13 protein-coding genes are annotated in these 15,650 nt (G+C 62.4%); 6 read left to right on the top strand and 7 right to left on the bottom strand.

The features are described from left to right. Positions 1-461: 461 nt before the first annotated feature. Together IB263_RS33730 and IB263_RS33725 are read right to left on the bottom strand one after the other, a co-directional pair. Complete coding sequence (locus IB263_RS33730) at positions 462-1,133, bottom strand: FkbM family methyltransferase (protein ID WP_034803387.1); 672 nt, start codon at positions 1,131-1,133, stop codon at positions 462-464. Positions 1,134-1,369: 236 nt separating this feature from the next. Then, complete coding sequence (locus IB263_RS33725; RefSeq protein WP_162727315.1) at positions 1,370-2,464, bottom strand: LacI family DNA-binding transcriptional regulator; 1,095 nt, start codon at positions 2,462-2,464, stop codon at positions 1,370-1,372. Positions 2,465-2,738: 274 nt separating this feature from the next. Between IB263_RS33725 and IB263_RS33720 the strand changes: the two genes are divergently transcribed. From IB263_RS33720 to IB263_RS33700, 5 genes are all read left to right on the top strand, one after another. Beyond that, complete coding sequence (locus IB263_RS33720; protein WP_057251674.1) at positions 2,739-3,719, top strand: ABC transporter substrate-binding protein; 981 nt, start codon at positions 2,739-2,741, stop codon at positions 3,717-3,719. 148 nt (positions 3,720-3,867) lie between these two features. Next, positions 3,868-5,382, top strand: a complete 1,515-nt coding sequence (locus tag IB263_RS33715) for a sugar ABC transporter ATP-binding protein (RefSeq protein WP_060521186.1) — start codon at positions 3,868-3,870, stop codon at positions 5,380-5,382. A 1-nt stretch (position 5,383) separates the two neighbouring features. Further along, positions 5,384-6,394 (top strand): ABC transporter permease, encoded by a 1,011-nt coding sequence (locus IB263_RS33710; protein WP_034803379.1) that lies wholly within the window; start codon positions 5,384-5,386, stop codon positions 6,392-6,394. 11 nt (positions 6,395-6,405) lie between these two features. Beyond that, complete coding sequence (locus IB263_RS33705) at positions 6,406-7,389, top strand: ABC transporter permease (RefSeq protein WP_034803377.1); 984 nt, start codon at positions 6,406-6,408, stop codon at positions 7,387-7,389. A 521-nt stretch (positions 7,390-7,910) separates the two neighbouring features. Next, positions 7,911-8,561, top strand: coding sequence for a glutathione S-transferase family protein (locus IB263_RS33700; protein WP_060529877.1), 651 nt, complete (start codon positions 7,911-7,913; stop codon positions 8,559-8,561). A gap of 26 nt (positions 8,562-8,587) precedes the next feature. Here the strand turns inward: IB263_RS33700 and IB263_RS33695 are convergent, their stop codons facing one another. The 5 genes from IB263_RS33695 to IB263_RS33675 form a co-directional block, all read right to left on the bottom strand. Further along, positions 8,588-11,740, bottom strand: coding sequence for an efflux RND transporter permease subunit (locus IB263_RS33695; RefSeq protein ID WP_192439598.1), 3,153 nt, complete (start codon positions 11,738-11,740; stop codon positions 8,588-8,590). A gap of 28 nt (positions 11,741-11,768) precedes the next feature. Next, positions 11,769-12,941, bottom strand: coding sequence for an efflux RND transporter periplasmic adaptor subunit (locus IB263_RS33690; RefSeq protein WP_192439597.1), 1,173 nt, complete (start codon positions 12,939-12,941; stop codon positions 11,769-11,771). 186 nt (positions 12,942-13,127) lie between these two features. Beyond that, a complete protein-coding gene (locus IB263_RS33685; RefSeq protein WP_192439596.1) occupies positions 13,128-13,601 on the bottom strand; it encodes an SRPBCC family protein in 474 nt (157 codons plus the stop codon). Then, entirely contained in the window at positions 13,594-14,109 is a 516-nt protein-coding gene (locus IB263_RS33680) for an SgcJ/EcaC family oxidoreductase (protein ID WP_060529874.1), read from the bottom strand. The genes IB263_RS33685 and IB263_RS33680 overlap by 8 nt, the downstream gene beginning before the upstream one ends. Further along, on the bottom strand, positions 14,109-14,357 hold the full coding sequence (locus IB263_RS33675; RefSeq protein ID WP_060529873.1) for a hypothetical protein: 249 nt from the start codon (positions 14,355-14,357) through the stop codon (positions 14,109-14,111). Before IB263_RS33675 ends, IB263_RS33680 begins: the two co-directional genes overlap by 1 nt. A 95-nt stretch (positions 14,358-14,452) precedes the next feature. On the opposite strand from IB263_RS33675, the gene IB263_RS33670 reads away from it, so the two are divergent. Next, a complete protein-coding gene (locus IB263_RS33670; RefSeq protein ID WP_060580693.1) occupies positions 14,453-15,391 on the top strand; it encodes a LysR family transcriptional regulator in 939 nt (312 codons plus the stop codon). Positions 15,392-15,650 lie beyond the last annotated feature (259 nt).

Here is a 15,650-nt window from a genome sequence, read left to right as displayed (position 1 = left end):
CCCACCCCGATCTGATCTTGCAACCGGATCAGCCGGTCAGATCGGGGCTGGTCGTCGTGCCGTAGGGCAGCTCAAATTGACATTTTAACTTTGCGCCAAAGCGGACAGTTCAACTTGGCTGCCACATAACTTGTAGCCGGGTACATTCTAATTTGAAGTGCGACAGTTGGGCCAGTTAGAGATGCGACAGTCTCGCCTCTCGACTCACTGGTCAAAGCCGTGCCCCTTCGACGCGCCGGCCGAGCGCGACCATGTACCTACCCGCGCGGAGCATTCCGGCGCGCCTTAGTTGGTGCGCGACTGACGACGAGAAGCGAGCCCCCGGCTTCGCCCCTCAAACCAAGACTCGACGTTCGCACGGGACTTCGACCGGAAGCACCTGCCTCCTGGTTGCCATGGATGTTGCAAGATCGCCACCAAGTACCCAAGCGCAACCAGGTGAGAGCGACGATCCGCCTGCTCTAGTGCCAATCCAGGCAGACATTCGTGATCTTCTCCCGTTCGATCCGCAAGCGCAGCGCACCGATCCGAGCGGCTAGCTCTTCCGAGAAGAATTCGTGGGTTTCGACCAGGATCAAGTCGATCTGACGCTCGAGGCGTTCCGCGAGTAGGGCTTCGAGGACTTCAGCCTCGTAACCTTCAATGTCGAGTTTGAGGATGCGCACGCGCTCCGGCAAACCACGAATGTATTCAGCCAGGTTGGCGATCTCCACCTGAGCAACGGGTGCCGTCGTGTGAACGTCGCGACGCATCAAGGAGGAGGCAATCGTCTCCTTGATGTTGCCATCGGCAAGCGCCTCGGTCTGATAGAATGGCGCAAAGCCGGCGGCGGCCCCGACAGCCTTCTGCTCGATGACCAGTCGCGGCTCGTTCGGGAAGCGCGCTTTGAGGACCGCAAGTGCAGTCGGGTCCGGCTCAAACGCGATTACCTTCATTCCCTTGGCCAGGAAATAGCCGCTGACGTCACCCACGTTGGCGCCGCAATCAAGCACCAGTGCACCCCTTGGCAGTCTGCGCACGGCCGTTCGCATTTTCAGCAGGGCACCTTTGAAGGCATCTCCCTGCTTGCCCCTGCGCTTTCGATAGAGATGCCAGCGCAACCACGAAACCCAGTAGGCTTCCTTCTCAAACATCAATAACCAATCCCAATACCGCGATTGCAGTCTGCTGGACGCAGACTCACGGACCGCCGAAAATCACGGCGGCCGGATAACACACGTAACCGTTGTGTACAAACGAGCGTTTTTATGGCGGTCGTGCTGATGACACACGTTGAGCAAGGGATCCGAAGTATCTAGATTACCGGCGTCGGCGTCACGGCCTCGCGCGCGCCGCGGCGGGGCAAGGGAGGGAGCGCTGCTGGCGGCGTTTATCGAGCGTTCTTTGAAGCTCTGGCTGCGGACAGGAGAGCGGTGGTATCGCGAACCACCAGCGGTCCGTCGACTTTTATTGTCATCGGCCGCATGTGTTTTCCGTGGATCGCCATGTCGATCAGAAGTTCGGCCGCCTTCTGGCCCATTTCATAGTTCGGCAGCACGAGGGTCGAGAGCGGCGGATGGGTGTAGCGCGCCAGTTCCTGGTCGTCATAGCCCATCACCGAGAGATCGGTGGGCACCCGCAAGCCCTTTTCCTGGGCCGCCTCCATGACGCCGATCGCCATCAGGTCATTGCCGCAGAAAATGGCTGTCGGCGGGTTGGGCATGGAGAGCAGGTCCAGCCCGGCCTCGTAGCCGCGGAGCGGCAGCCAGTCGCCATCGCGCACAAGCGTTTCGTCGAAGGCGATGTCGGCTGAGGCAAGCGCCTGCTTGTAGCCTTTCAGCCTATCCATGGCGGCGTCCATCCAGCACTCGCCGTTGATGAAGCCGATGCGCTTGTGGCCGAGCGCCGTCAGATGCGCTGTGGCGGCGAAACCGCCGGCGACCTCCCCCGGCACGATCGCCACATGCTGGCGCGGCTCGCAGTAACAATTGAGAAGCACGGTCGGCAGCGGCGCCAACGCCTCGGGAACGGCAACCTTGCGGGTGAAGATCGTCGCGTAAATGACGCCGGCGATGGAGGGGTCGCGCAGGACCGACCGCAACACCGCTTCCTCGAGTTCCGGGTTCGAGCGGGTGACATGCGCCGAGACCAGCATGCCTTGCTCGAAAGCATAATCGCGAATGCCATCGAGGCTGACGACCGGGTGCGGGCTGGTGGAGATTTCATCGACGATGAAGGCGATTGTGTCCTTTTCCACCGCCGGCGCCGCTGCAACCGGACCTCGGGTCGCTGGCAGTTTATAACCGATTTTATGAGCAGCCTCGCGCACCTTCTGCTGCGTTTCGGGCGAGATGCGCGAGCCCGACATCTCGTTCAGCACCAGGGAAACGCTTGACTGGGAAACGCCGGCTATCCTGGCGACATCCGTCATGGTTGGGCGTCCTTCCCCCTTTTTCTCCAGATTTCGCCCGTTTCCCTTGGCCATGTGTGTTCCCCTACCCTACAGCACCGCGCGTCTAGGAGACTTGCAAAGGTCGCTGTAGCACTTTGAATTTCTGCATGTTTTTCCCCTTCAATCAGAGACGATTGACGGAAACATGCAGTTGAGCGTGCATTGCACCGCACGCGGGCTTTTGCAAGTGCTCATAAATTTTGGCCTTGACTGCTAATATTATTAGCGCAAGATTTGGAGATGTGAAGCGCAAAAACGCTCACGTCCGGTAGAGGAGCACCGGCCAATCTGGGAGGAGAACCCGATTATGACCACGATTTCCCGTCGTACCTTCATGCTGGCGGCAACGGCCGTCGGCGCGCTCGCCCTTGCGGGTGTCGCGATCGCCGAAGTGCCGAAGCTCGAGCAGAAGGACAAATACAAGGTCGGCTTCGCGCAGACCGAATCCAACAATCCCTGGCGCATCGCCCAGACGAACAGCATGAAGGCCGAAGCGGAAAAGCTCGGCTTCCAGCTCGTCTATACGGATGCCGCCGGTTCCGCCGCCAAGCAGGTCGCCGACGTCAACTCGATGATCGCTCAAGGCGTCGATGTGATCTTTCTCGCGCCGCGCGAAGAAAAGCCGCTGATCCCCGCCGTCATGGCCGCGAAAAAGGCGGGCATTCCAGTGATCCTGCTCGATCGCTCGGTCGATCCGTCGTTGGCCAAGGCCGGCGAGGACTATCTGACCTTCATCGGCTCGAACTTCGTCGAAGAAGGCAAGCGCGTTGCCGAATGGCTGGTAAAGAACGCCAACGGCAAGTCGAAGATCATCGAGCTCGAAGGCACGACCGGGTCGTCGCCCGCCAACGACCGCAAGAAGGGCTTTGACGAGGCGATCAAAGCGGCCGGCGGTTTCGAGATCGTCGCCTCACAGACCGGCGATTTCGCCCGTGACAAAGGGCGCCAGGTGGCAGAAGCCCTGCTCCAGGCCCATCCGGATGCGGACGTGATCTACGCCCACAACGACGAAATGGCGATCGGCGCGATCGCGGCACTCGAAGCGGCCGGCAAGGTGCCGGGCAAGGACGTCCTGGTGCTGTCGATCGATGGCGGCAAGGAGGCCGTGCAGGCGGTTGTCGACGGCAAGATCGCAGCCGTCGTCGAGTGCAACCCGCGCTTCGGGCCGAAGGCGTTTGAGACGATGATGCGCTACGCCAAGGGCGAAAAGATCGACCCGATGATCATCAACGACGACAAGTTCTACGACGCCTCCAACGCGGCCGCCGAACTCGCCAACGCCTATTGATCCAATCTCCCGAGCCTCCACGGCCGGGACGGCGCAACCGTCTCGGCCGTCTTTTTGACGGCAGCATGACCTTCAGCCCGTTCAAGTGTAGGCTGATGACGCCCACCCCCAAATGGGGCGGCGGATGGCGAAGATAGGGAGGAGACCCATGCTTCTGTCCATGCAGGGCATTTCCAAAGCGTTCGCCGGCGTGCCGGCACTGAAATCCGCCTCGCTCGAGGTCGAACCGGCGGAGGTCATGGCGCTTGTCGGCCAGAACGGCGCCGGCAAGTCGACGCTCATCAAGATCCTGACCGGCGTCTATCGCCGGGACGAAGGCAGCATCGCCTACGACGGTCGGGATGTCGATTTCTCGATGCCGGCTGAGGCGCAGGCCGCCGGGATCGCGACGATCTACCAGGAAATCAATCTCGCCCCGCAGCGCTCGGTGGCGGAGAACATCTACCTCTCCCGCGAGCCGAAGCGGTTCGGCATGATCGATTATTCCGCCATGCGGCGCGGGGCCGAAGCGGTGCTCAAAACCTTCAACCTGACGATCGACGTCGACCGTCCCGTCGCGCATTTCGATGCGGCGACACGGCAGATGGTGGCGATCGCCCGCGCGGTGACGCAGAGCGCCCGGCTCGTCATCATGGACGAACCGACCTCCTCGCTCGACGAGCGCGAGGTCGCCATCCTCTTCGATACGATCCGCACGCTGAAACGCTCCGGCGTCGCCGTCATCTTCATCGGCCACCGGCTCGACGAACTCTATGAGATCTGCGACCGCGTGACGATCATGCGCGATGGTCAGACGGTCGCCAAAAGCCCGATGGCGGACATGCCGAAAATGGCGCTGGTGCGCCACATGCTCGGCAAGGAGCTTGCCGCCTTTCAGGCCATGGCACCGGAGAAGGACGCGCCGGTGCGGCCCGTCCGCCTCGAACTCGACAAGGCGGGCGCCGGCGTGCGCGTGCGCGACGTCAGCCTTGCTGTGCGAGAGGGCGAGATCTCCGGCCTTGCCGGACTGCTCGGCTCCGGCCGCACCGAAACGGCGCGCCTGATCTTCGGCGCCGATAGGATGGAGCGCGGCACGATCCGCATGGAGGGACAGGGACGCAGCTACCGCGAACCGGCGGATGCGATCGCTGACGGGATCGGCCTCGTGTCCGAGGACCGGAAGATCGACGGCATCGTGCCCGACATGAGCATCCGCGAAAACATGACGCTCGCCTTGCTGCCGAAGCTGAAGAAGGCCGGTATCGTCGACCGCGCGCGCCAGGATGAGATCGTCAGCCGCTACATCCGGGCGCTTGGCGTCAAATGTGCCTCCCCCGATCAGCCGATCAAGGAGCTTTCCGGCGGCAACCAACAGAAGGTCCTGCTCGCCCGCTGGCTTGCCACAGACCCGCGCGTCCTCATCGTAGATGAGCCGACGCGCGGCATCGACATCGGCGCTAAATCGGAAATCCTCAAACTCCTGCGCAGTCTCGCCGACGAGGGTTTGAGCGTGCTGATGATTTCGTCTGAACTCGAAGAACTGCTTGCCGCCGCCGACCGCGTGACGGTCCTGAGCGACGGTACTTCCGTCGCGACGCTGTCGCGCAAGGACTTGAGCGAGACGGCGCTGCTTGCCGCCATGGCCCACCAGGAAGTCCACCAGGAAGCCCACCAGGAAGAATGACATGACGACGATCGAGACCCCTGCCCCGCAGCCGTCGGGAACCCTTTCGTCCGGAAACAGGCTTTTGACGCTCGCCAGCCGCTACGGCACCTTCGTCGCCTTCCTGGCGCTGATCCTCTTCAACGTCGCCGTCACGCCGAACTTCCTGTCCTTGCAGACGCTGAACGTGAACCTCACCCAGGTTGCGACAATCGTCATCGTCGCGACCGGAATGACGCTCGTTATTGCCACCGGCGGCATCGACCTCTCCGTCGGTTCGTTGATGGCAATTGCCGGTGCACTGGCGCCGATGATCTTCATGGGCCAGTTCTGGCCGGTGGAAAACATGGCGCTCGCGGTGGCTCTTGCCTTCCTCTTGCCGATCGCCGCCGCTGCCCTCTTCGGCCTCTTCAACGGTTTCCTCGTCACCCGCTTTTCGATCCAGCCGATCATCGCCACGCTTGTGCTGTTCATCGCCGGCCGTGGCATCGCCCAGGTGATGACCAACGGCAACCTGCAGGTCTTCAAGAATGAAGGCTTCCAGTTCATCGCACTCGGTCGCATCGCCGGCGTTCCGGCCCAGGTCCTGCTGATGATCGTCATCGTCGCAGCGGCTTTCGCGATGATCCGCTACACCGTCATCGGCCGACAGATCATCGCCGTCGGTGGCAACGAGAAGGCCGCCCGCCTGACCGGCATACCGGTGAAACGGGTCAAGCTCTTCGTCTACATGATAAGCGGCGCGCTTGCCGGTGTGGCCGGTCTCATCGTCGTTGCCCGCAACTCTGCAAGCGATGCCAACCTTGTCGGCCTCGGCATGGAGCTCGATGCGATCGCCGCGGTTGCTGTCGGCGGGACGCTACTGACGGGCGGACGGGCCAATATCGTCGGCACGGTACTCGGCGCCCTCGTGATCCAGCTGGTGCGTTACACGCTGCTTGCCAATGGCGTTCCGGATGCGGCAGCGCTCATCGTCAAGGCCGGGCTGATTGTCACCGCCGTCTTCATCCAGCAGCGCGCCAGCAAACATTAGAGGCAACCACGATGCAACCGATCCTCCGCCTCTTCCTGGTCAAGAACTCCGGCGACCTTGCCCGGTTCGGCGTCATCCTGGCGCTTGCCGGTCTCATCCTCTTCGGGGCGCTGCGCTATGAAAACTTCCTGTCGCCCTATAACATCCTGAGCTTCCTGCGCTACAACTCGATGTTCGCGCTGATCGCGCTCGGCATGGCCTTTGTCATCATCACCGGCGGCATCGACCTGTCGGTCGGCGGCACGGCGGCGATGGCAAGCGTGGTGGCAGCCCTGTTATCCCCCTATCATTGGGCGGCGGGGCTTGCGGGCGGCATGGCGGCAGGCCTTGCCGTCGGCGCGCTCAACGGCTTCATCATTACGAAGATGCGGATCCAGCCCTTCATCGCCACACTCGCGACGATGCTCGCCGCCTATGGCACCGGCCTTTTGTTAGCGGACAACCAGTCTGTCTCCGTCTCCTATGACACCGGTTTCACGGTGATCGGGCAGGACGATTTCCTGGGGTTCCCCATTCCCGCCTGGATCGCGCTTGCGGCCTATGTGCTCGGCTGGCTCGTGCTGCAAAAGCTCCCGATCGGACGGCATATCCTGGCGATCGGTGACGGCGAGGCGACGGCTGGCCTGATGGGCCTGAAGGTGGAGCGCGCGCTTGCCGGCGTCTATCTCGCCTCGGGCACGCTCGCCGGTCTTGCCGGCGTCATCCTCGCTTCCCAGTTCGGCGCGGGGCAACCGACGGAAGGCGTGGGCTGGGAACTCTTCGCGATCGCTTCCGTCGTCGTCGGCGGTACGCTGTTGACCGGCGGTTCCGGCTCAGTTGGTGCGACGCTTGCCGGCGCGCTGCTGCTTGCCATGGTCTTCAACATCTTGAACTTCGAAAACGGCCTCGGCTGGATCTCGCTTTCCGCCTACTGGCAGTCCGTTATCCGCGGCGCCTTCCTGCTCGTCGTGGTCGTGCTTCAGGCAAAGCTGATGGCACGGCATCGCAGCACCTAGACCCTCCGTCGCGAACGGGGCGCGAACATCCACAGGACGAAACGGGGAAACCTACCCCTGGATTAGCCCTCGTGGAGCAGGAACAATGCATGACCGCTAAAGGTGCAAGCCCGCGCCAATAGGATTGCGCATCGCAGCGATAAGCAGACAGCAAAAAAGGCCGGAGCGCGCTGGCTCCGGCCTTTTTTTCTTTTTCGCTCTCAAGGCTTCTGCCAGTACATCCATGGTCAAAAGGCGAAAGCGATACGCAATTGCCGGCATCAACTTCCATTGCGCTCGACAATAACGTTTATGACACTTTTATACTTCGCCACGGCTGTTGGAGCAAGCTGTCCATTCGGGCTAGTCTCGACGAGCAGTACGTCTTTTTGAAGCGAGCCGGCTGTTCTCCGACCGAGGAAGAGATCACTTTATCTGGGAGCATCATCGCGGTTTCCGCTTCCGGCGCCGAGCGGCGAAAATGAATGTCGGCATCCCGCTTGGCCAATCGTCTTCAGGACAGGCAAGCCGTGGAGGATAAGATGACGATCACGATTACCGCCTTTGAAAAATCGCCCGATCGCGGCCGAGGTCTCGCACGCGACATGCGCGTTCGCTGGGCGCTCGAAGAAGTGGGGCAGCCCTACGAGGTTCGCCTCGTTACCTTCAAGACGATGAAGGAACCTGCGCACATCGCGCTTCAGCCCTTCGGGCAGATCCCTACCTATCAGGACGGCGACCTTGCCCTGTTCGAAACCGGTGCCATCGTGTTTCATGTCGCGGAGCGTCATGCCGGCCTGCTTCCAAGTGACGCCGATGCCCGCGCACGGGCGATCACTTGGATGTTTGCCTCGCTTAACACCGTGGAGCCGCCGATCCTCGAGCGTGAAGCGACCACCTACGTGGAGCGCGACAAGGACTGGTATCAGGAGCGCCTGCTGATGCTCGAAGATCGTATCCGCGTTCGGCTCGCCCAATTGTCCAGGCGGCTCGCGGAGGCAGACTGGCTAGATGGCGCCTTCAGTGCCGGCGACCTGCTGATGGTGACGGTGCTGCGCAGGCTGGAAAACTCAGGCTTGCTCGACGCGTATCCCAACCTCTCCGCCTACGTCGCGCGCGGCAAGGCGCGGCCGGCCTACAAGCGCGCCTTCGATGCGCAGCTTGCGGTCTTCACATCCGCCTCATCCGCCTGAGGGTAGCGTGATCCCGGAACGTCGGGCTATCCGTGTCCCGGCTGATCGTCGACCGCAGTCGGTCGTTCGCCCCTGGTGATCTGCAGCCCCCGGCGAACCAGGCGGGAAGCGACCCGCATGAAATCTTCCATGTACAGATAGATGACAGGGGTCACGAAGAGGGTCACAAGCTGCGACACCAGCAGGCCGCCGACGACGGCGACCCCAAGCGGCTGACGTAGTTCTGCGCTGGCGCCGCTGCCGATCGCGATCGGCAGCGTACTCATGATCGCAGCAACCGAGGTCATCATGATCGGGCGGAAGCGCATGACACAAGCCTTATGGATGGCCTCGGCGGCCGGCGAACCGGCGCGCTGCAGCGTCAGCGCAACGTCGATCATCATGATGGCGTTCTTCTTGACGATACCGATCAGCATTAGCACGCCGACAATAGCGATGATCGAGAGGTCGAAACCGCCGAAATAGATGGCAAGCAACGCCCCGGATATGGCTGACGGCAGACCGGAAAGCACGGTCAATGGATGGATCAGGCTTTCATAGAGAATACCGAGCACGAGGTAGATCGTGACGATCGCCGCCAGCACCAGCAGACCCTGGTTGGCGGCGGCGTCTTCGAACAACTGCGTGGTGCCGTAATTGCGGGTCGTCACCTCAGACGGCATGCCGATTTCTGCCTTGAGGCGGTCGATCTCCGCAAGGGCGTCACCGAGGGCGACCTTGGCCGGCAGGTTGAAGGAAAGCGTGACCGCTGGCAGCTGGCCGAGCTGGTTGATGGTGAGCGGTCCGGATACGGTCTCGACCCGGGCGAAGGCCCCGAGCGGAACAAGGCCGCCATTGGCACTGCCGACACGCAGTTCGTCGAACTTGTCGGCTGACCATTGCATCGAGGGATCGAGTTCCAGGATCACTTCGTAGCTGTCGCCCGCCGTGTAGATCGTCGAGATCTGCTCGGTACCGAAACTGCCATAGAGCGTGGTGCGCAGTTCGCTCGTGCTGACCCCGAGCGTTGCCGCCTTGTCGAGGTCGACCACGAGGCGTGTTTGTGGAGCGTTGATCTGAAGGTCGCTGTTGACGTCGGTAAAGAAGGTCCGATCCGCGCTCATCGCATCATGGAGCTTCTGCGCCCATTCGTTCATCAACGGCTGATCGAGGCTCTGGAGCACCAGCTGGTACTGGCTGGCCGACGCGCGCGATCCGACCGAGAGGTTCTGGACCGGCGACATGAAGGCCTGGATACCGGGGATCGCCGCCAGCTTCCGGCGCAAATCCGCAAGGACGGTTTCAAGCGGCGGACGCTCGCTCTTGGGCTTTAGCTCGACGAACAGCCGACCGGAGTTGAGCGCGCTCGACGCGCCGCCCGAGCCGATCGTGCTTGCCACATGGTCCACGTAGGGCGAACTGGCAAAGACGGCCTCCACATTGGACTGGAGCTTCGACATGGCGGCGAAGGAAATGTCCTGGCGCGCCTGAGCCGTAACCTGCAACTGGCCGATGTCCTCCTGCGGGAAGAACCCCTTCGGGATCGTGGCGATCTGGTAGCCCGTGATCACGACGGTAAACAGGAAAAGCAGAAACACCAGCGCGCGCGCCTTCATGCAGAGCGATAGCAGCCGATCATAGGCGCGCAGCAGCCCGTCGAAGCCTCGCTCGAAGGCAAGATCCAGCCGCTGGAGCCAGCGCGCCTTCTCTTCACGGTCTGTCCTTGCTGGAAGCCGGGCCGCCAGCATCGGCGTCAGGGTGAGCGAAACGAAGGCGGAGGCGAGGATGGCAACGGTGACGACGATCGCAAATTCGTTGAGAATGCGGCCGATCACGCCGCCCATCAGCAAGACGGGAATGAAGACCGCGACGAGCGACAGCGAAATCGCGATGATCGTAAAGCCGATCTCACGCGAACCGATGAGCGCCGCCGAGAAAGCATCGATGCCGTCCTCTTCCATGTGCCGCACGATATTTTCCAGCATGACGATGGCGTCATCCACCACCAGCCCGACGGAAAGCGTGAGCGCCATCAGCGAGATATTGTCGATCGAAAAGCCAAGTGGATACATCGCCGCGAAGGTGGCGATAATCGAGATCGGAACGGCAAGCGCCGGAATAAGCGTCGCCCAGAGGCGGCGAACGAAGGCGAAGATGACGAGGATCACGAGGCCGACGGTGAGGATCAGGGTGAACTGGACGTCGTGCACCGCCCCGCGGATCGACGTGGACCGGTCGCTGAGCGTTTCGATCGAGGCTGCGGCTGGAAGCGACTGGCGAAGCGACGGCAGCAGCGCCTGCACCCGGTCGACGACTTCAACAGTATTTGCATCCGGCTGCCGCTGGATGGCCAGGATGATCGCCCGCGAACCGTCGTGCCAGCTTGCCGTCTGGTTGTTGGCAACGGAATCGATCACCGTCGCGACGTCACCGAGCCGCACGGTCCTGCCGTCGACGCTTTTGACGATGATATCCGCGAAACTGGCGGCATTCATGCGCTGCGTGTCCGCAACGATCGCCGCCTGACGATCGCTGGTCTGCGCGGTGCCGAGAGGCGAATTGTCGTTCGCCGCCGCAACCGCCGTCCTCAACTGGTCGACGGAAATGCCGCGCGCGGCAAGCGCGTCAGGATGCATCTGAATGCGCACGGCATATTGCTGGCTGCCGAAGATGGACACTTCCGCCACCCCGTCGAGCACCGAAAGCGTGGGCGAAATCACCTGCTGCGCGATGGCGTCGAGGGTGGTGAGCGGCACGGTGCTGCTCTTCAGCGCCAGGAGCAAAACCGGTGCATCCGCCGGGTTGACCTTCCGGTAACTTGGCGGCGCCGGCATGTCCTGTGGCAGCAGCCTGAGCGTCCTGGTGATAGCTGCCTGCACGTCGGCGGCGGCGGCATCGATGTTGCGCCCGAGCACGAACTCGATTGAAATCGATGTCGAGCCGAGTGCATTCGTCGTCGAGATCGTGTCGATCCCGGCGATGGTGGCGAACTGCTTGATCAGTGGAATGGCGACCGACGTCGACATGGTCTCGGGCGAGGCGCCGGGCAACGAGGCAGAAACGTTGATGACCGGGAAATCCGTTCGCGGAAGCGCGGCTATCGGCAGGATCAGATAGCTGAAAACGCCTGCCAGGATGAGCGCGACCGATAACAATACGGTCGCGATCGGTCGGCGGATACTGAACTCGGACAGCGGCATTTCACGCACTCCCGAATGATGGCAAATCCTAATCCGCGGCCAGATCGGCCGCGCCTGCAGCGACAACGACATCACCCGACTTCAGCCGCGCCTGTCCTTCGATGATGACCCGGTCACCGGCGGCAAGGCCCGTGCCGATGGCGGCCTCCTTGCCGTCGTCGGCCAGCACGGACACGGCGCGGGTCTCGACCGTGTTGTCATCCTTCACATCAAAGACGAACGGGCCGTCCTGCCCGGGCTGGACCGCAACGCTCGGGATAACAGGCGCCTGATGCAGTTGCGCCTGATCGATATCGACATCCACGAACTGGCCCGGCCAGAGCTTCTGAGCGGTATTGGGGAAGGTCGCGCGCATGGCAATGGTGCCGGATGCGGTATCGACGGCAGAATCGATGAAATCGAGTACGCCTTCGCCGATCACTGTTTGCGTGCCGCTTGACCTGGCACGAACCGGTGGAGGCGTCCCGAGATCAATCAGATCCTTGAACGTCTGCAAGCGCTCTTCCGGCAGGCGGAACGTAACGTCGATCGGGTCGATCGCCGTGATCGTCACCAGATTGTTCGATGTCGCGCCCGATTGGCCGACAAGATCTCCGAGCGCGACCTGCACGGCGCCCAGGCGTCCACCGATCGGCGCGGTGATCTCGGTCAGGCTCAGCGCGACCTGATCGGCATCCACGGCGGCGCGATCGGCATCCAGGGTCCCCTGCGCCGCCTGCTGAAGCGAGAGAGCGGTGTCATAGCTTTGCTGGGTGCCGGTCTTGTCGTCGCGCAAGGTTTTGGCACGCTCGAGTTCCGAGTTGGCGTCGGCAAGCTGCGCGGTATCCTTGGCGACGATTGCCTGGTCACGGGCAAGCCCGGCCTTTATCGTGCGGTCGTCGAGCGTGAATAGCAGGTCGCCCGCCTTGACCATCTGCCCATCCTTGATGTGGATGGCCGTGATCTGGCTCGCAATGCGCGCGCCCACTTCCACGGTATCGGGGGCCTGCACGTTGCCCAGGGCATGGACGACAACGGGAACATCTTTAAGCGTCACTGTCGCCGTCTGCACGGACACGGCGCCACGCTTGGTGCTGACGGCCGCGTTGGCTGGCAATTTCGCTTCGCTCGGCACGGGCTTGCGCGCCACCACGAACCCGACGGCGGCGATTGCGAGAAGAACGACGGCGATACGACACGTGACACTTGATCGGCTGAGCATCGGCGCCTCCGCAGACCTTGCTGTCGGCACGCGGCGATAGGTGGTGCCGACTATCGGAAGCTGGGCCTAAATGTGGCCGCTTCAATGGCGCAACACCCTGAAAAACAATTAAAAATTGTTCATCTTCGGGTGTCGCTCATCAGGTTTTGACGGCCATCGCTTCAGTGGTGACGGTTCCTCCGTCCGTCAGGCATCGGCCGGCGCGCGCTCGACTTCGTCGGCAAGCGCCTGAAACAATTCGCGAAACCCAACCTCACGTTCGCCCGGCTCGTTGAGACGATCGAAGAAGGCGGCCTGCTCGGTGTAGTTGAGGCGCGTTCCCTCGCCGTCGGCGGAAAATTCGAGGGTTCCGAGAGAAGCCGAAATCGGCCTTCCCGCCACGGTCATCGTATAGGAGAAGACGATGCGCTTATTCGCAACGATCTCAAGATAGATCGTGTGGTTGCACATGACCGGACCGTTTCCGACGCGGAAGCGGCTGTGCTCGCGGCCGCCGACCTCGAAAGACGAGGTGAATTCGTCGACCGTCCACCCCTCCCCTTCGAAGAACCAGCGTCGTTTGGTGGCGGGATCCGCAAAGGCATGGAAAACGGTCGCCGGTGTTGCGGCGTAGCTGCGGCGAATGACGAAGGTGGCGTGGCCGGCAGATCTTTCATTCATGCGCATGGGTCTCGCCGCTGGTTGCTTCATCCACCGCCCGCTGCTGGGCGGCGATCTTTTCGTTCTGGTGCGTGGTGTTCTGGGCGACGACGATCCTCCAGGCGCCATCGTGGCGTCGAAGAATATAGAGCGGCCGCCCCTCGTCCTCGCCCGGCCGGCGGTTGCCTTCGGCATCGACAGGAATTTGCCGCACGTTCACCGCGACGACATCCGCATGCAGGAAGGTGATGCGCTCGACGTCGTAGAGCGCCTGAAAATCGCGAAACAGGTTCGGGAGTACGGCGGCGGTGAAGGCATGGATTGCCGGCGCGCCGACGATTTGGCGCCCGAATGCGGTTGTCCATACGGCCTGTGGCGCCAGCAACGAGACGAAACCGTCGACGTCCCGGAGCCATTGGGTCTCTTCGACCCGTGCGACGAGCGCGAGAACGGCACTGACATCGCGGGCATCAGGTGACGATACGCCACGAGCTTGGCCGATTGCGGGAATGGGGCGCATGCGCGGCATCACGGCGTGCTCCCAACGGTGCGGTACCCGACCGCTAGAGCCTGGGCGACAGATCCGGAAACGTGGGTGCGAAACACCGGATCCACGCCAGGCCCTAGCAGCAGGAAAGCCTCGTCCGGCGGCCGGCCGGCGATAGAAGCTTCATCGACGTTGCACGGGACGGAAGAGGCGAAGATACGGACGGTGATGCGATCACAGTCGCATGCCTCCCGCGTGTCGGAGGTGTGATTGATGATCGGCCGTTCCATTGCCTGCTCCCTTAACCCGTGGGCGGAGCATTGCCCAATTCAAATGATCAATGTAATTGCTCAAATATCGATCACTTTGATCAGGATGGCCGATCATGCTGGATGCCTTGACGCTCGACCAGTTGCGCGTATTCGTCGCCGTCGTCGACCACGGTTCGTTCCGGGCGGCAGCGCGCGCGCTCGGGCGTGCCCAATCCGGCCTCAGCAGCGCCATCCTGAACCTCGAAACGGAACTGCGCCTGCCGCTGTTCGACCGCTCCCAGCACCGCCCCGAATTGACGAAGGCCGGAGCGACCTTGCTTGCAGAAGCCAGGACCTTGCTGATAAAGGCCGACGCGCTGCGGGCCAAGGCGAACGGCTTCAATCAGGGCATGGAATCGGCGCTGCGCGTGGCGCTCGACCCGCTGCTTCCTCTGCCGGATATCGCACGGGTCATCAGCGATTTTACCCGCGCCCATCCCGGCGTGCGGGTGGAGCTTGTGACGGCGCCGATGACGATGGCGTTGAGCCTGGTGCTCGACGGCGACTGCGACCTCGGCCTGACGGCGGCACAGGAAACGGACGCACATATCGCCAGCGAAGCGGTCGCCGCCTTTCCGGGCATGGTTCCGGTATGCGCCGGCGGTCATCCCCTCGCCGCACCCCGCGACGGAACCGTTGGCCTGACGACGGTCGATCTTGCCGACCATCTGCAGATCGTCGTTGCGGATCCTGCAGCCGATGCGCAGGCGGTGAGCTACGCAGTCTTCTCGCAGCAAACGCTGAGGGTCAGCGACCTTGCGACCAAACGCGCCCTCATTCTTGCCGGGGCCGGGTGGGGTCATCTGCCGCTATGGCTGGTCGCGGCAGATCTTGGCGAAGGGCGGCTCTGCGAGGTGCCACTCGCGGCCCGCAACGGTCTCCCCGGCCCGCTTCTCCCCCTCTACACGATCCGTCGGATCGATCGGGTCCGCGGACCCGCAATGGAAAGCCTGTGCAGGCTCATGATTGCCCACTTCGGCGGTCAGCCGCAGGCCACATCGGCGCTCCCCTGATCGGGCTAGCAATACGCAGACGAGTTCGAGAAGGTAGCCAGGGGGTTGACGTCTGCGAGCGGAGCGTCTTCAGTTCGCCCCGAATAGGGTTGCCGCCTTGCAACGGGGCGGCCACGTCCCCATCTCCAGATCTCAAGGTCGCCTGGCCAGGCGACCTGTTCCCCATTGACCTGATCCTACGGCATCGCGCTCAAAGCGGCGAACTTCATTCAGTAAAGGGTTTCCCATGGCTCACTATCCAGACATCCTGCTTCATATC

Origin of the sequence: Ensifer sp. ENS03 (genome assembly GCF_014852035.1) — a bacterium.
Classification (GTDB): Bacteria; Pseudomonadota; Alphaproteobacteria; order Rhizobiales; family Rhizobiaceae; genus Ensifer; species Ensifer adhaerens.
The sequence above is the reverse complement of the archived record's forward strand: the minus strand, read 5'-3'. Positions and strand labels throughout refer to the sequence as shown.